Origin of the sequence: Treponema sp. (assembly GCF_045657965.1) — a bacterium.
GTDB lineage: Bacteria > Spirochaetota > Spirochaetia > Treponematales > Treponemataceae > Treponema_D.
The window spans coordinates 1-16,948 of the sequence record NZ_JAZOUG010000149.1 but is presented as its reverse complement, the minus strand read 5'-3'; the positions used below and the strand labels follow the sequence as shown (position 1 = coordinate 16,948).

At 44.3% G+C, this 16,948-nt stretch carries 12 protein-coding genes and 2 pseudogenes; 4 read left to right on the top strand and 10 right to left on the bottom strand.

Going from position 1 to position 16,948, the window contains the following annotated elements; genetic code table 11:
* Positions 1-1,377 (bottom strand): annotated as a pseudogene (locus ACKI5B_RS05380) (5-methyltetrahydropteroyltriglutamate--homocysteine S-methyltransferase); the annotation flags it as partial.
* A gap of 117 nt (positions 1,378-1,494) precedes the next feature.
* Here ACKI5B_RS05380 and ACKI5B_RS05375 point away from each other — a divergent pair.
* Complete coding sequence (locus ACKI5B_RS05375; RefSeq protein ID WP_407426582.1) at positions 1,495-2,430, top strand: LysR family transcriptional regulator; 936 nt, start codon at positions 1,495-1,497, stop codon at positions 2,428-2,430.
* On the opposite strand, the gene ACKI5B_RS05370 is transcribed toward ACKI5B_RS05375, so the two are convergent.
* From ACKI5B_RS05370 to ACKI5B_RS05360, 3 genes are read right to left on the bottom strand one after another with little or no spacing between them, the layout of a single operon-like run.
* The gene (locus ACKI5B_RS05370) at positions 2,417-3,493 is read right to left on the bottom strand and encodes a HAMP domain-containing sensor histidine kinase (protein WP_407426580.1); all 1,077 of its coding nucleotides are present in this window, start codon (positions 3,491-3,493) and stop codon (positions 2,417-2,419) included. The genes ACKI5B_RS05375 and ACKI5B_RS05370 overlap by 14 nt on opposite strands.
* Positions 3,490-4,161 carry a response regulator transcription factor gene (locus ACKI5B_RS05365; protein ID WP_407426578.1) on the bottom strand — a complete coding sequence of 224 codons (672 nt, stop codon included), beginning with the start codon at positions 4,159-4,161 and terminating at the stop codon, positions 3,490-3,492. Before ACKI5B_RS05365 ends, ACKI5B_RS05370 begins: the two co-directional genes overlap by 4 nt.
* Before the next feature lie 34 nt (positions 4,162-4,195).
* Positions 4,196-5,167 carry a hypothetical protein gene (locus ACKI5B_RS05360; protein ID WP_407426576.1) on the bottom strand — a complete coding sequence of 324 codons (972 nt, stop codon included), beginning with the start codon at positions 5,165-5,167 and terminating at the stop codon, positions 4,196-4,198.
* 226 nt (positions 5,168-5,393) lie between these two features.
* Here ACKI5B_RS05360 and ACKI5B_RS05355 point away from each other — a divergent pair, with 226 nt between their 5' ends.
* A complete protein-coding gene (locus tag ACKI5B_RS05355; RefSeq protein WP_407426574.1) occupies positions 5,394-5,654 on the top strand; it encodes a type II toxin-antitoxin system RelB/DinJ family antitoxin in 261 nt (86 codons plus the stop codon).
* A 152-nt stretch (positions 5,655-5,806) separates the two neighbouring features.
* Here ACKI5B_RS05355 and ACKI5B_RS05350 read toward each other — a convergent pair whose 3' ends face one another.
* Positions 5,807-8,881: an efflux RND transporter permease subunit gene (locus ACKI5B_RS05350; RefSeq protein WP_407426572.1), complete on the bottom strand. Its 3,075-nt coding sequence runs from the start codon at positions 8,879-8,881 to the stop codon at positions 5,807-5,809.
* 170 nt (positions 8,882-9,051) lie between these two features.
* Here ACKI5B_RS05350 and ACKI5B_RS05345 point away from each other — a divergent pair.
* Positions 9,052-9,341, top strand: a pseudogene (locus tag ACKI5B_RS05345) (AAA family ATPase); the annotation flags it as partial.
* Between the two features lie 150 nt (positions 9,342-9,491).
* Positions 9,492-10,841, top strand: a complete 1,350-nt coding sequence (locus ACKI5B_RS05340) for an MATE family efflux transporter (protein ID WP_407426570.1) — start codon at positions 9,492-9,494, stop codon at positions 10,839-10,841.
* 61 nt (positions 10,842-10,902) lie between these two features.
* On the opposite strand, the gene ACKI5B_RS05335 is transcribed toward ACKI5B_RS05340, so the two are convergent.
* From ACKI5B_RS05335 to ACKI5B_RS05315, 5 genes are all read right to left on the bottom strand, one after another.
* A complete protein-coding gene (locus ACKI5B_RS05335) occupies positions 10,903-11,811 on the bottom strand; it encodes an efflux RND transporter periplasmic adaptor subunit (RefSeq protein ID WP_407426568.1) in 909 nt (302 codons plus the stop codon).
* A 27-nt stretch (positions 11,812-11,838) separates the two neighbouring features.
* The gene (locus ACKI5B_RS05330) at positions 11,839-13,206 is read right to left on the bottom strand and encodes a TolC family protein (protein ID WP_407426566.1); all 1,368 of its coding nucleotides are present in this window, start codon (positions 13,204-13,206) and stop codon (positions 11,839-11,841) included.
* A 127-nt stretch (positions 13,207-13,333) separates the two neighbouring features.
* A complete protein-coding gene (locus tag ACKI5B_RS05325) occupies positions 13,334-15,079 on the bottom strand; it encodes an ABC transporter ATP-binding protein (protein WP_407426564.1) in 1,746 nt (581 codons plus the stop codon).
* Positions 15,079-16,833: an ABC transporter ATP-binding protein gene (locus ACKI5B_RS05320; RefSeq protein WP_407426562.1), complete on the bottom strand. Its 1,755-nt coding sequence runs from the start codon at positions 16,831-16,833 to the stop codon at positions 15,079-15,081. The genes ACKI5B_RS05325 and ACKI5B_RS05320 overlap by 1 nt, the downstream gene beginning before the upstream one ends.
* 5 nt (positions 16,834-16,838) lie before the next feature.
* Positions 16,839-16,948: IS3 family transposase (locus ACKI5B_RS05315; RefSeq protein WP_407425619.1), on the bottom strand; the 110-nt coding region annotated here is incomplete at its 5' end.

The following is a 16,948-nucleotide window of genomic DNA, read 5'->3' as shown; positions in this document are numbered from 1 at the left end:
TTCGTACTGTTCTTTTGAAATTTCGCCCTTCCGGTACTGCGCGCGGTTTGAACGGACGTCTTTTGTCTGCGGGAAAGAGCCGATTGTCGTTGTCGGAAAAAGTGGAAGGTTAAACACTTTTTTCTGAATCTGTTCGCGTTCTTCAAAGGATGGAGTGCGCACAAAATCTTCAGGTTTGAGGGCAGAAAGCGCATTCTGAACTGAAGAAGTTTTATAGACACGCTCTGTTTCAAAAAGCTTTTTGTTTGCTTCAAAGGCTGTTTTTTCGCCAAGAGACAGGTCTTTAAGCTCTGAAAGCTTTTCTTCGGCAAATGCAAAGTGCTTTTTAATGTCTGCTGCAAGTTTTTCTTCCTGTTCTGTAGTGTACGGCACATGAAGGAGCGAGCAGGAAGGGGAGAGCACAATATTTTCTTTTGGGACGCTTTCTGCAATATCAGAAAGCAGCGCGCATTTTTTTTCGTAACTGCTTTTCCAGATGTTCTTTCCGTTTAAGATTCCTGCAAAAAGCAGTGTTTCTTTCGGAAAGCCGTTTTTTAAAAGTTCAAGTGAACGTTTTCCTTCGATAAAATCAAGGCCGACTGCATCAAAATTAAGCGAAATTACTTCATCGTATACATCGCGGATATCACCAAAATAAGTCTGCAGAGCGATTTTAAGTTTTGTCTTTGCGCGAAGTTCAGAAATAAGGGGTTTATAGATTTTAAGGAAAAGTTCTTTATCGTTTTTTGAAATGTCTAAAACCAAAGCAGGCTCAGAAAACGAAATCCATTCAGTGCCGGCTTCTTCAAGCTTTACTGCAAGGGCAGCGTATGCGTTTACCGCCTGGCTTACAAAATCGGAAGCCTGGTTTTTTCCGCTGTACGAGGCAAGGTGCAGGAATGTGTATAGACCTGTAAGGCCCGGAACCGTTTTAATTCCAAGACCGGCCGCTTCCTTAAACTCTGAAACAGGCTTAGGCGAATCAGAAAGAGTCAGTTTTGTGGAATCGTCCAGTTCCGGAACAAGATAATGATAGTTTGTGTTAAACCATTTTTTCATCGGAAGGGCTTTAACGTCTCCGGCCTTTCCCTGATATCCGTGGGCTGCAGCAAAATAAGTTTCCAGAAGCGGAAGATTTAATGCTTTGTAGCGTTCCGGGACTGCACCAAGCAGAAATGCTGTATCAAGTACGTTGTCGTAAAACGAAAAATCATTGGACGGAATAAAGGTAATTCCTGCTTCCTGCATTTTTTCCCACCCGTACGCACGGATTGATTTCGCTGCCTCTTCAAGTTCAGAGACTGAAATTTCCTGCTTAAAAAATTTTTCTGAAGCGAATTTAAGCTCACGTTTTTTTCCGATTCTTGGAAAACCGATTACAGATGTCCTGTATGCCATAACTTCTACCTACCTTTTTTGTATGATTTTGATTACTGTAACAAAACGCAGGATATGTGAAAAATACTATTTACAGAGTGTTTGCAATAGCTTTAAACTATGACAAAAGGAAGATTTATGACATTACAGCTTTTAAAATATGCCGTAGCAGTTGCAGAGGCAAAAAACATTACCGAAGCATCAAAGCGGGTATTTATATCGCAGCCAAGTTTAACTAGCGCAATTCACGAACTTGAATCAGAAATGGGAATTACGATTTTCAGCCGTACAAACAAAGGCGTTACTGTAACCAACGAAGGCGACGAGTTTCTGTCGTATGCCCGGCAGGTTTTGGAGCAGGCGGCACTTTTAGAAGAACGCTACAAAACGGGAGAAACTGCAAATCCGATTTTTTCGGTAAGCTGCCAGCATTATTCGTTTGCAGTTAATGCATTTGTTGATGTAATCCGCACATTCTCAGGCTCTTCTTACGATTTTACACTCCGCGAAACGCAGACGCACGAAATTATCGACGATGTTGCACGCCTTAAAAGCGAACTCGGTGTTCTGTACATGAGCAGAAAAAATGAAGATGTTATTTCAAAACTTCTGCGCAAAAACAGTCTTAGCTTTACGCCGCTTTTTACTTCGATTCTGCATGTGTTTATTTCAAAGACAAATCCTCTGGCCGCAAAAGAAATAATCACGCTTGAAGATTTAAAGCCTTTTCCGTATTTAACCTACGAGCAGGGCGATTTTAATTCATTTTACTATGCCGAAGAGCCGCTTACTTCAATCGACTTTGACTGCACAAAAAACATAAAAGTGCGCGACCGTGCAACTCTTTTTAATCTGCTGATTGGTCTTGACGGCTACACAATCTGTTCCGGCGTTATTAGTCACAAACTCAACGGAGAAAACATTATTGCAAAACCGCTTGCTGTAGACGACAAAATGACTGTCGGTATTGTAACTCGAAAAAACATAGCCCTCTCGCGCTATGCAGAATGTTATATCGAAGCAATAAAGCAGCATTGCCAGCTTTCCAATGTGCGAAAAACTATTGACAAGTGACCGTAAAAACTGACCCCGAGCTTTCTTTGCTTTCAACACTGATTTTAGCCCCGGTAATGTCACACACGCGTTTTACCAGGGCAAGCCCCAGACCGTTTCCTTTTGTAGCATGACTTGTGTCTCCCTGATAGAATTTTTCGAAGATGTGCGATTTGGTCTCTTCGCTCATGCCGCATCCTGTGTCGCGCACCTGAACGATGATTTTTCCGTCTGTCTGGGAAAGTTTGACTGTGACTTTTCCGCCTTTAGGGGTGAATTTGAATGCATTTGAAAACAGGTTATTCCACACAAGTGAAAGCAGTTCCGGATCTGAGCAGATTTTTACTCCGTCTTCAATTTCCGTTTTAATGTCGATTTCTTTTTCTTCCCACACGGATTCAAAGTTGAGAAGGGATTCTGTAATCTGTTCACTTAAATCGAAATCCGTTTTTTCAGGAAAAATCTGCTGGTTTTCGAGTTTGTTGAGCTTTAAGATATTCGTAATGAGTGTTGTGAGGCGGCGGCTTGCTTCGGTAATTTTTGCGGCATATTCAAGGCGGTTTTCTTCAGAAAGATTTGTGTCCTGTAAGATTGTGGCGTAATTCTGGATGACGGCGAGGGGAGTTTTCAGTTCATGGCTTACATTGCTGATAAAATCCATGCGCAGAGTCTCAACTCCGGAAAGTTCAGATGCCATTGTGTTCAGATTTCCGATGATTTCGTCAAATTCGTTCTTGAATCTTGATTTTCGTTCCGGGATTCTTGTTGAAAAATCTCCTTTTGTGATTTTTTTTGTCGCCTTGAGAATTGATTTTACTGGTTTTTCCACGCGGATTTTTCTGGAAATGCCGATTAAAAGCGTGAATAAAAATGCCATTAAAAAAATAGAGGCAAATGTCAGGCGTGCATGAAAAGTAATATATTCGCGGGAAAGATCAAGATTTGCATCCCACAAAAAAATGTTGATTGCCGCCGTGACAATCAGAGCGATTCCGAAAAAAATTGGCACATAGTTTGCGACTGAAAAAACGCCGAAATGGAAGGAATTTTTTGTGTTTTTGTCTGATTCGCTCTTTTTTTTCACTTTATAACCGCCTTGTAGCCTAAGCCGTGCACCGTCACAATTTCAAAATCAGTACATTCAGAAAGCTTTTCGCGAAGTTTTGTGATGTAAACATCGACGGCACGGGGCGTTGCATTTGAATCGGCATCCCAGAATTCATCCATGAGCTGAACTCGGGTGAAAGTCTTTTTGGGGTAGGAGAGGAGCTTGTAAAGAAGATTGAATTCGCGGGCGGTAAGGGTAATTTCGTCATCTCCATTCATGGCAGAGCGGGCTTCTTCATCCATCGTAAACTTACCGACAGTGATTTTTTTGCTCTGGGCTATGTTTGCCCGTCTCAAAATTGCAGAAATGCGCAGTAAAAGCTCCTGCAAATCGACAGGCTTTACCATGTAGTCATCGATTCCGGCATTGAACCCGCGCTGTTTTGAAGAAAAATCATCGCGGGCAGTCATAAAGATAATCGGAATGGTCGCATTGATTTTGCGTACTGTTTCGGCAAATTCAAAACCGTCAATCTGAGGCATCATTATGTCGGAAATTATTAGGTCAAACAGCTTGTTGTACATGGCATTGTACGCATCGTTTGCAAGAAGGCAGCTGGTGACTTCGTAGCCGTTTTGAGTCAAAAATGATGAAACAGTGCGGTTTAAGTCCGCATCATCTTCTACCACAAGAATCTTAAACATATCCATAATTATACTCCCTTTTTTAAGTTTTTGCCTAAAAAATATGCGTGAATGTAAGAATTACGCCGTCAACACTCCATTTTCTTCCTTCTGGGGCGGTGAGCGGTCTCAGAGCGTCATCACAATCAAAGTTTCGCTTTCCGGAAAACGGAACCATGAGCATAAAATGATTTTTCCAGCCGATGCTTGCCGTTGCAGTTAAAGCGAAGGTGAGGTCAACAAAAGTCGGGTCAGAAATTCGGTATTCTTCATCAAAAAATTTGTCTGAAAAATATCCTTCTGCACAGGCACTTGCTCCAACAGTTTTAAGATATTTATGTGGAATCTGATAACTCAGTGCGGCTGTGGCTTTGTATGTAAATCCGTTTGCCCTCTCGCTTTCCCCCTGATGCATCCAGACTTCTCCGTTTGAAACTCCGGTCATTGCCGTATACTGGGCACGATAGGCTGCATCGAAGACTATGTGGTGCTTTTCTCCAGAAAAAGCAGAACCGATATCGTATTTGAATGCTGCCTGTGCCCAAAAGTCGTACACCCAGTGAGAAAACGGACTGAAAGATTCGTATTCCGCTCTTGAACGGCTGTATTTTCCGATAAAGTCAAATTCCAGAAAATTAAGATTCAGTCCCCAGCTTGTAGAAATATCTGTGCCAAGACTCAGCGTTACAGGTGAAAAAGGCTTAAAATCAAAATGCCCTCCTGCACGAACCCAAACCGGAGCAAGTTCTCCGTCTGCAATAAAAGAAAACTCCGGCTTTGCATTAAAGTCCGTGAACCTGTGCGAAAAACGAGCCTGAAGCATCGGCATGACATAAGGAATATTTACATCGATGATTCCGTTGTTCGGCATGTAAACTCCGAGCAGAGTAAGCATCGGAAGAAAACTTGTTGCAGGCGGTGTGTATGATTTTGGAGTCTGTTCTGCAGGAGCAGAGTCGTTTTCTTCTGCAAAAATACCAGTTGAGAGAGAAAAAATTGCGGCTAATGTAAGAATAATGCGTTTCATAAGTCCAACAATAGCGTGCGTGTGTTGAAAAAATGTTTCGTAAATGTTGCTGAAATATTAAAAAATTTTCTATGGGGATTTTGTACAAATTTGCATGAATATACAGGGGGATTTTGAATAAAACTCTAGATGTGGCTAAGGGGATTTTGATTCCTTGTCTGGCTCAAATATAAAAAATTGACAAATCTTCTATAATTGTAGTATATTGTAAGCGGAGGTAGTAAGAATGACTACAATATCTGCGAAAATTGGAAACGAAGAAAAGGCTCTTTTTGAAAATATACTGGACTCAATCGGCTTAAATGTTACTACGGCAATTACGGCTTTTGTAAAGGCGACAATCCGCGAAAATGGAATTCCTTTTGCATTAAAGGCAGCGAATGATCCATATATTTATTCCGAAGAAAATATGAAATATCTTCGTCAGGGAATTGCCCAACTAGAATCTGGAAAAGGTCAGATTCATGAATTAAGGGAAGACCTTTAATGATAAAAGTTTGGGCTGATGTTGCATGGGATGATTACTGTGCATTCTTTGACTTCAATCAGAAAAAACTGATAAAAATGGTTCATGAGCTTATAAAAGATATTGAACGTAACGGTGTTGATAAAGGTCGGGGGCAACAGCCCCCAGTATTTCTATTTCCCTTTCTTCCCCTTATTAAACACATAATACACCGCCGGCATTATGCTTAATGTCATCACCGTACCGAAGCCAAGACCGCCTAAAACTGTGAGGTTTATCGGCTGAATCATTGCGGCTCCTTCGCTTGGGAACAGTGCCATCGGAACGAGCGAAATAATCGTAGTGAGTGTACTCATCATAATCGGGCGCAGACGGCTTTTTGCAGCTTCTATACATGCTTCTTCAAGGCTTAAGCCCTTGCGACGGAGGCTGTTTGCGGCATCTACAAGCACAATTCCGTTGTTTACGATAACACCTACGAGCATAAGAACGCCTAAGATACTCATCATGGAAAGCGGCTGACCTACAAGGAAATAAATGAGGGCAACACCGATGAACGAGAGCGGAATGGTAAAGTAAATGATGAACGGGTCTTTGAGGCTTTCGAACTGGCTTGCCATAACGGCGAACACTAAAATCATAGCCATTACGATTACGATTACAAAGCCTTTGCCCATTTCAATCATGTCGGAAAAGTCGCCGGCAGTTTCAAAAGAAAGGCTTTCATCCTGCACGAAATTTTCTTCGATGAGCGCGTTGATTCTTTTCTGCACGGTTGTAAGCGGAACTCCATTTTTCGGGACGGCAATTACGCTTGTCATTCGGGTCTGGTCTTTGCGCTCAATGCTTGCAGGAGCGGTCACTTCTTCGTAATGTGCGACTGCACTTAAGGGAATCTTGAGGCCTGAGTTATTTGTTACAAAAAGGCGGTCTAAGTCGCGCACCTTTGTTTTGTCTTCGCTAGAGAGTGTTACGAGAATGTCGGTGTCGTTTCCGTCAACGCTGAATGTGCCGGCTTCAATTCCGCTTACTGCGGCGCGGAGTTCTGTTGCAATGTTCTGAATGTTAAGGCCGAGTGTGCGGACAGCTTCGCGGTCAAGGCGGATTTTTACTTCAGGCTGACCGTTTGAAATGTCGCTGGTCACTTCGTTTACGATGTCAGAGCACTCAGCTTTGATGAGCGAAACGAGTTTTTCTGAAGTGGCAGAAAGAGTTTCAAGATTGTTGCAGTGAATTTCAAGTTCAAAGCCGCCAGAGGCAGAAGAAGCGCTGTTTAAGCCGATTGAAGTTGCTTCAAATTCGAATTCTGCGCCTGCAAACTGAGGGAAAAAGGTGCGGAGAATGTCCTTTGCTTTATCTGCATCTGCATTTTCGAGTGTGATAAGAAGAGAGCCTTCATTTGAACTTGCTGCAGTTGTGCCTCCGACAGTGTAGTTTGTGTAGGAAATGCCGGAAATACTTTCTTTTGCAAGGCGTTCAAGTTCCTGGATTTCTTCTTCTGTTTCAGTGATTGGAGTTCCTTTTGGAAGGGTCATAGTCACTTTGACCTGATTTTCTGCATTTGCCGGAAAGAGAATAAAACCGCGTGAAGGAAGGCTTGCCATTGAAATAAAGAAAAGAACGATAAGGGCAGCAAATGAAACAAGCTTGTGGTGTAAAACCCAGCGGACGGCACGTTCATAAGATGCGTTGAGTTTTTCGCCAAGTGAAATGTGTTTTTCTGCCGGAAGTTCATCTTTTGCCTTTGGATTTACCTTCAGATAATAAGCTGCAAGAACCGGAACAAGGATAATCGAAGTAAAGAGCGAGCAGATGAGGGCAATGCTGATTGAAAATCCCAGGTCGAGGAAGGCTTCACCCATGTAGCCTAAGATTGAACCGAACGCAAGCATCGGAACGAAGATACACACAGAAGTGAGGGTAGAAGAAATTACCGGCATGACCATTTCGCCTGCACCGTCAATCGAAGCCTGGAGCGGAGATTTTCCTTGAGCTGAGTGCGTGTAAATGTTTTCGAGGACAACGATTGAGTTATCAACAAGCATACCGACACCGAGAAGGAGGCCTGAAAGTGAAATCAGGTTGAGCGAAGTGCCGCGGAAGTACATGAACACAAGCGTAATGATGATGGAAACAGGAATTGAAAGACCGATGATAATCGTGCTTTTAATGTTTCGAAGGAACAAAAAAAGAACGACGACTGCTAAAAGCGCACCTGTTACAACCGAGCTGATAACTTCTTTTACAGTTGCTTCAATCTGGTCAGTGCTGTTTGAAATCTCTACAATCTGAATGTCGTCAGGAAGCTGGGCTAAGATTTTCGGAAGGGCGGAGCGAAGGGCATGGGCAGCTGCAACAGAGTTCTTTCCGCTCTGCTTCTGGATTTTAAACTGAACGCACGGAACTCCGTCAAGATAAGAAATTGAAGTGACATCTTTTGAAGTTTCTGTCACATCAGCAATATCGCGCACAAGAACAGCAACACTTTCTTTTGAAGTAGAAACCGAAGGCTTCAGGTAAGTGATTACTGTGTCGCGGATATCTTCAAGGCTTGAAAAAGCGCCGTCAGCTGCAATCGTGTAGTTTGTGTCTCCTGCCTGAATGATTCCTGCAGAGCTTGAAAGATTCTGTGAGTTCAGCGCCTGAATTACCTGTGCCATTGTAAGTCCATAGGCTTCAAGTCTGTCCTGAATCACAGAAACGCGGATACATTTTTCTTCACCTCCTGAAATTTCAGCACTTGCAACTCCGTCAATCTGCTCAAAAAACGGAGAAACAATTTCGTCGGCATATTCGTAAAGTTCAGCAGGGCTGTGGTCGCCTTTCATAACAAGAGTCATGAGCGGAATTAAAGAAGCGTCGAGGCGCATTGTGGTAGGACTGGTTGCCGTGTCGGGAAGGGTAGAGCGCACACCGTCAATTTTATCGCGGATATCGTTAGAAGCCGTGTCGAGGTTCGTGCTTGTCGAAAAAGAAAGCTGAATCTGACTGTAGCCTGTAGAAGAAGTGGAAACAATGTGTTTTAAACCGCTCAAGCCTGAAAAAGCTGATTCAAGCGGGCGGGTTACATTGCGTTCAACTTCTTCCGGGTCTGAGTTTCCGTAACAGGTCTGAACCATCACCATCGGATAGCTCGTCTCTGGGAACATGTCGAGCGCAAGATTTTTTCCGCAGAAAATACCAAGCCCCACAAGAATAGTGAATGTTATGACAACCGTAAGCGGTTTTTTAAGGATTCTTGAAATCATATGCACCTCTTTTTAGAAAGTATGGAAAGAGATTACACAGGCACTGTTAGCAGATTGTTTCAGAATTGTTGCGGAAATGTTAAAAAAAAATGCGCTGTGCGGGTGGGGCTGACTGGAGGCAAAATCTGAAGTCTTCTCAATTTCATTTACATACAATATAATTAAACTCAATGGAAACTCGTAACCTGCCGATTGGCATTCAGGATTTTGAATATCTCAGAAAGAACAGTTATATCTACATTGATAAAACTGATTTTGTCTATAAGCTTGCCCACAAAGGAAAGCCTTATTTTCTTTCACGCCCGCGTCGTTTTGGAAAGAGCCTTTTGCTTTCCACTTTGGAAGCGTATTTCCTTGGAAAAAAAGATTTGTTCAAAGGTCTTGAAATTGAAAAACTGAAGAGCAGAATAAAGAGCCGTGGCAGGTTTATCCTGTGCTTAAATTTTCTCTTGCGGCAGGGGATTTTACAAAGCTATCTTACTATAAAAACATGGAATGAGCGCCAGCTTTCCTACAAGCCTGGTTTTCCAAATGACGAAGTAAAATACGGCTTTTTGAATGCGCTAGCGTGCAAAAGAAACTCTGATGTAGATTGATGAGCAAGTAAAAAATGAAATCAGATTTGCTTGCCAGAATGCGGAATGGAGACAGCCTTTCTCTCAAAGAACAGCTCAGGCTGATTATTAGTCTAAGTGTTCCGCCTGTTCTTGCACAGCTTTCTTCAATTCTTATGACTTTTATCGATGCTTCGATGGTGGGGCATCTGGGCGAGCGGGAAGGGGCAGCAATCGGGCTTGTGGCATCTTCAACATGGCTCATCTGGGGTCTGTCTTTTTCGTGTACCATGGGATTTACGGTTCAGATTTCGCATTTAATTGGTGCAGGCAAAAACGAGGAAGCCCGCAATCTTGTAAAAGTCTCTGCTCTGGTAAATTCGGCACTTGCGGTTTTTCTTACGCTTTCTGTTGCCGGGATTTCGCCTTTTGTTCCGCTCTGGCTTGGAAGCACCGAGGCAATTTATGAAGATTCAAGGCTCTATTTTTTGATTTTTGCGCTGAGCATCCCGATTATTCAGTTCAACTGCCTTGCTGGCGGAGCTTTACAGGCATCCGGTGAAATGAAAATGCCGAGCGCCATGCAGATTCTTATGGCAGTTCTGAATGTTGTTTTGAATTATGTGTTCATCTACCTGCTTGATATGGGAGTAAAAGGGGCGGCAGTTGCGACTTTGATTGCAAGATTTTTAACCACGGTTCCCCTGATTTTTTTTCTTCTCTACAAGTGTGAGATTCTTCGTCTCCGTTCCGGCGAGAAAATCTGTTTCAAAAAGTCATATTTTTCAACTGCTGTAAAAATCGGTGTTCCGACGGCTTTTGAGCAGTGCATCATGACCGGCGGTCAGGTCGCTTTCACAAAAATTGTAAGTCCACTCGGGCAGACGGCTCTTTCGGCGAACAGTTTTGCGATTACGGCAGAAAGTTTGTGCTATATGCCGTCTTATGGACTTGCGGCGGCGGCAACCACAATTACAGGTCAGTGCTACGGAAGCGGTCAAAAGGAACTTACCCGCAGATTCGGCTGGATTACGACCCTCACAGGAATGGTCTTTATGGCTTTGACCGGAACTTTGATGTTCATTTTTGCCCGCCAGATGATAGGTCTCATTTCCCCGGAGCCGTCCGTAATTGAGCTTGGCGCAAAAATTCTGATGATTGAAGCATTCTGTGAGCCGCTTTATGGGGCGAGCCTGATTGCAAGCGGAGCCATGCGTGGTACAGGCGACACCTTTGTTCCGAGCTGCTTCAAATTCTTTTCGATGTGGATGGTAAGAATTCCCCTGGCTCTTTTTTTGCGTGGAATCTACGGACTAGAGGGCGTGTGGGCGGCGATGAGTTTTGAACTTTGTGTCCGCGGAATCCTGTTTTTGATTCGCCTCTGGGGAAGGGGCTGGGTAAAGTAAAAAGTCATTTTGAAAACAGGGCGCTCCCCCGCAAAGCGGGGGCAGGCTATCCGCAGTTCCGCTATTGTCCCGCAATATTCACTTTTTGACCGTCGGAAATCATGTTCTGACCTTTGATTACAACAGAATCTCCTTCTTTAAGGCCCTCAACAATTTCAGTTACTCCGTCAACGCTGATTCCTGTCTGAACGGCTGTTCTGAAAACTTTTGCAGTTCCGTCTTCGTTTGTGGCGGTGAACACATACGGCTTTCCTGCATTATAAACTATAGCCTTTGCCGGAACTGTGACGATGTTTTCTTTGTGATTTGTCACAAGCTTTACGTGCGCAAACATTCCCGCCTTGACGATGTTTTTCGTTTCTGTGAGTTTGAGCGTTACTTCCTGAGTGCGGGTGGCTGCATCTAAAACCGGAGAAAGTTTTGTGATTTTTGCTTCAAATGTTTCATCCGGATATGATTTGAATGATATTTCGCCAGTCTGACCGATTTTTACAAGCGGAACAAAACGCTCGCTCACGTTTACTTTGATTTCAAGGTCATCCACGCTCGCAATTTCTGCAACTGTTGAAGAAGATGTCACATAAGAGCCGAGCGAAACCGGAATTGAAACGACTGTTCCAGCGGCACTTGCACGCACCGGGCTCATTGTGTAATCAGCTCCTGGCTTACTTGCATCAACCTGGGCGATAATCTGATTTTTGCTTACGCGCTCACCGGTTTCAACTAAAATCTGTGCGATTTTTCCTGCAACCGACGGAAGAACTGCAACGCTGTTTACAGCCCGCACTGTTCCGCCGAATTCAATGTAATCATCAAGTGAAACTTTCTGTACACTTTTAACGGCAACAGTTGTCTGCACTTTTTGAACGCTCTCTTGTGAAGCGGATTCAGCCTTTTTAGAAGAACATCCGCACATTGAAAATGCAAAAGCCATTCCCGTGAAAATCAATGATAAAACTACCTTATTCATAAAAATCCTCCATTCATTATTTTTGAACTATTTATTATTCCAGCCTTCCGGCAGGTCCAAAATGTATTCAAGCTCTGTGATTGACGAAATGTATGTAAAAAGTTCTGTCTGTTCGGCAAGACGGGCCTTGTTGAGCTGTGTTTCGGCATCTTTTACTTCGATAAAATCCACAGTTCCGGCAGAATATGCCTTGCTCAAAAGCCTGTATGCTTCTTCGGCAAGCTCAATGTTTTCTTTTGTTGCCTCGATTGCATTTACTGAGGAAGTGATTTCGTCAAAAAGTTTCTGAACATCGTTTGCGATATCCTGCTTTTTCTGTTCGATTTTAAGGTACATCTGCTCGCGCTGGCGTTTTAAGTTGTTGTACTTGATTCTGTTGTCCGAAAAGGGAAGGGCATTTGTAAAATTCCATGTGAGTGACATGCTGGCACTTCCTTTATCGCTCCAGTTTGAACCGTCGAACCAGTCTGCATCAATCGGATTCAATGTCTGTTTTGTGGCATAGCTGAAAGAAAGGGTAGGAGTGAATGAATCAAGATTTAACCCTCTCATCTGTGCCGAAAGGGATTCCACCTGCTTTTCTAACAGCCTTACTTCTGCATTTGAGTTCATATATTTTGAAAAAATTTCGTCCTGATTCAAATCAATGAGGTTTGCCTGAAGGCTTCCGTTTAATGTAAGCTCCGTTTCTGAAGAAAAGCCCAGAATTACGGCAAACTGCTTCAGCTGAGATTTAAAGTTGAGTTCTTCTTTTTCAACGTCCCGCTTCATGTTCTGATATGTAACATTGCTCTGAAGCATATCAAGTCGCGGAGAATTTCCGTTTTCATAGCTTTTTTTTGTGTTCAGATAGCGCTGATATGTGTTCTCTAAAGTTGCCTGATCGTTTTCGATAGTCTTCTGCTGTAAAAGAAGTGAGTAAAAAAGTTTTTTGACATCACGCTCGTTCTGCTTTACGACCTGCTCCCAGGAAATAAGGCCTGCTTCGTAGTCGCGGTTTGCTTTTTTTACGTCTTCGATGATTGAAAGTCCCCACGAAAAAGAAATGCTGGCACTTCCGACAACCGTGTATTTGTCTTCCTCGCGCTCGTAGTCGGTCGGAATTACGCTTCCCATACCGGCATTTTCGTAAAGCGGATTTACAAGAGTTGCGTAAGTTGTATCGTATTCGTTAGGTTTTGCGACAGTTCCCGAAAATGAGACATTCGGACAGAAAACGTTAAGGACATGATTTCTGGCATCGGCCTTCGAATCAATATCGATTGCAGCGATTTTGACCTGCCGGCTGTTTTTTCTGGCATATTCCACTGCATCCTGCACGGTTAAAGTAACTGATTCTGCAAAAAGCAAAGAAGCGAGCAGGGACACTGTCAGGAAAATTATCAGTTTTTTCATAAAAAAACTCCTTTCGAAAAATCTGAAAGGAGTTTACAGGGCTAATATTTTTGAAATGTTTGTGATTTGTTTCGGAAATGTTAAAAATACAAAGAAAATCTCAAAAATGTGGGGTTCCGAAGTTCTCTTATTTCACACTCCAATTTGATTCTTCGCTTTGAAGTGCGTGCATGCGGGAAAAGAGCGAATCTTTGTTTGAAAGCAGAGTCTTTGGAGCACCTTCTTCCGCAACTTTGCCGTCTTTGAGAACGACGATTTTATCTGCTGCTTCCACGGTGCGCATCCGGTGTGCGATGACAAGCACGGTCTTTCCTTTCAAAAGGCGGGAGAGCGCTGTCTGTACTTTTGTTTCGTTTTCCACATCGAGGGAAGCGGTTGCTTCATCCAGAAGAACAATCGGTGCATTTTTAAGAAGGGCGCGTGCAATGGAGATTCTCTGCCTCTCGCCGCCAGAAAGTTTGGCTCCGTTTTCGCCGATTCTGGTCTGATAACCGTCGGGAAGTTTTGAAACGAACTCATCGCAGTTTGCAGCCTTTGCCGCGTCTATTACTTCTTCGTCGGTTGCGCCGTGCTTTCCAAGACGGATGTTTTCCATCACGGTGTCATCAAAAAGAACGACATCCTGGAACACCATGGAATAATCTGTTAAAAGCGTCTCAGGCTCTACGTTCTGAATGTTCACTCCGCCCACGGTTATGGTTCCGCCCTGAATGTCGTAGAGGCGGGCTGCAAGGCGGGCGCAGGTACTTTTTCCGCTTCCGGAAGGTCCTACAAGGGCGGTGACTTCTCCTTCCTTTGCCGTAAAACTTACTCCGTCAAGAATCGCTGCGTCAGAATAGCCGAAAGAAACATTTTCAAACGTAATGTCGTGTCCGTTCGGGGTGAAGGTGCGTTCGCCTGAGGCGTTTTTGATTTCGTGGATTTCGGTAAGACGTCGGGCAGAAACTTCTGACATAAACACTTCGGCAATGAGGGCAAGGCTCTGGTCAAACGGAGCGTACACCCGGGTAATGACGAGCAGGAACAGAAAGAGCGTCATAAACGAAATGCTTCCTGAAAGGATGAGGCCGGCCCCGGTCAGAATCGTGGTGGCAACGCCAAGGCGCATGATAACGCTTGCCGCATTCACAAAAATACCTGCAGAAAGCTCTCCGTAAATCAGGGATTTTTCGTGGGCATCGATTTTTTCGTAGACTTCAGAAAGACAGCGCTCTTCCTGGTTTGTGGCTTGAATCTCGCGCACCGTTTCAATCGCTTCCTGCATTGCATCGGATGCGGTAAGACCAGCCTGTTTTGCAAGAGTCGAATATTTTTTGGCACACCGGCGGCTTCCAAAAAGAAGGGCGAATGCAACAGGAACTCCCCAAAGGCAGGCAATCATCAGCTGCCAGTCGTAAAAGATCAGCATCACGGCAATGACTGCGGTAGAAACATACGAGCCGTACAGGTAGCCGAGAACGTGCGACCACACATGCTCCATACGGTTTATGTCGCCTAAAATCGTTTCGGTCAAATCGGCAACATCGCGTTTTGCAAAAAACGAAAGCGGAAGTTTACGAAGGTGTTCTGCAAGCGAAAGACGAATTGTTTTGATTTCGCCGTAGACAAGACCGTACGTGCAGCGGTACTGCTGAAAGTGGGTTATAAGTGAAAGCACCGTAAAAACAAGCACCGCAACAATGAAAAAACTAAGGCCAGGAAGGGCAGCTCCGTCCATGCGGGTGAGCATGAGTTTTTCCATCAGAAGATAGAGGATTCCCATGCCGGCCATGACCACAAAGTTTACGATGACCGTCCAGAACATGCCTTTTTTGGTATTTGAAACGCCGCTGTCAGTCAGGGCGTATTTGCGTTTGAAAGATTCTCCGAACATTATTGTGCTCCTCCAATTTTCCATTCTGCGGCGGTGTTATAGTCCGCCCACATTTTCTCGTAGAGCCCGCCGGCTTTTTTTAATGCTTCGTGCGTGCCGGATTCGAGGATTTTTCCTTCTGAAAGCACAAGGATTTTATCTGCAGCGGTGACGGTAGAAAGTCGGTGCGCAATCATGATGACAGTTTTTCCTGCGGCAAGGCGTTTTAAGGCTTTGTGAATCAGCGCTTCGTTTTCCGGGTCGGCGAATGCGGTGGCTTCGTCGAGGACGACAATTGGCGAATCCTTGAGGATGGCGCGGGCAAGAGCGATTCTCTGCTGCTCACCGCCTGAAAGATATACCCCTTTACTACCAATCTGCGTGTCAATTCCAAGCGGGAGTTTTTCGATGATGTCCATGCACTGCGCCTGCGTTAAAGCTTCCAGCACTTCTTCGCGGGTGGCGGAGGGGCGGGCGGCACGTACGTTTTCCAAAATCGAAGTCTTAAACAGGCGTGAAGACTGGAATACGAACGAGATTTTTTCCATCAGAACTTTCTGTTCTATATCTTTAACGTTTACGCCGCCGATTTTGACTTCCCCTTCATTTACGTCCCAGAAGCGGGGAATGAGGCTGGCCGCCGTGGTTTTTCCCCCGCCGCTCGGGCCGACTAAGGCTAAAGTTTTTCCACTTTGTGCAGTGAATGAAACATCGCTTAAAGCAGGTTTTTCGTTTCCGTCGTAAGTGAAGGTGACATGAGAGAATTCAATGCTGTTTCCGTCCGGTACTTTTGGATTTTTGCTCTGAGTGAGGATTGGGGCGTTCATCACGGTATCGATTCTTGCAAGGGCAGTGCGGGCGAGGAGCGTGCCGCTTGAAGCAAACATGATTTTTGCAAGCGAAGTAGAGATAATCGCACTGAAGACGGCGTAAAAGGCAAAATCGCTTATAAAAGATGACATGTCGCCTTTTAAGAGGGCGGAAGGGGCCAGAATGAGAACGAGCGGAACCAGAAAGATGAAGGCACCTTCCGTTACTGTAAGATTTACTGACTGCGGAAGCCGGCACACGCCGTCAGTGTATTTCTGTGCTTTTTCGCTGTAGTTTTCGATGGCATTTTTGAATGCGGTAAACGAATACACGGTCTGCTGGAAGATTTTTACCACAGGAATGCCCCGCACATATTCCGTTCCCGCTTTTGCCATTTCATCCTGAGCCCCCTGATAAATCGACATAAGTTCGGCATTTCTTCCGCCCATCATGTAACAGAGCATCAGAATCGAAACGACCACAGAAACCATGCAGGCTGTACCCATCCGCCAGTCAAAGCTGAACATCAGAACAAGCATAGCCACAAACATGGTAAAGGTTCCCACGATGTCTGCAAGGTTATGTGCAAGCAGCGTTTCTGTTTCACTTGCAGCCCCATCGAGTCTGTTCCGCAAAAGTCCCGAACCGTTTGAATCAAAAAAGCCCAGTGATGTTTTCATCAGATGCTCAATTCCTGCTTTCCGGATATTTACTGAAGTCCTGAAGGCGGCAAGGTGCGTACACATGAGGGCCGCAAAGTAGATAAGAATGCCGCCGGTAGCAAAGATGAACGCCGTCCAGCCGTAAAGCGAAATGTTCTGTGCCTGCGTAAAGTCCGGCGCAACGGCGACCAGATCCCGTACCACAAGCCAGATACAAAGATAGGGAACCATGCCGCAGACCTGTGCTATGGCAGAAAGAAAAAGCCCGAGGTAAGTATGAAGTGCACCCCAATTATTGGACACTTTAACTAGGCTGATTTTAAGGACTGATTCCTGAATTGTAAAGGGGTCAGTCCTTTTAATTTAACCTTAATTCTTTTTTCGTTGTACCAAGACAAATATTCAACTAATTCTTTTT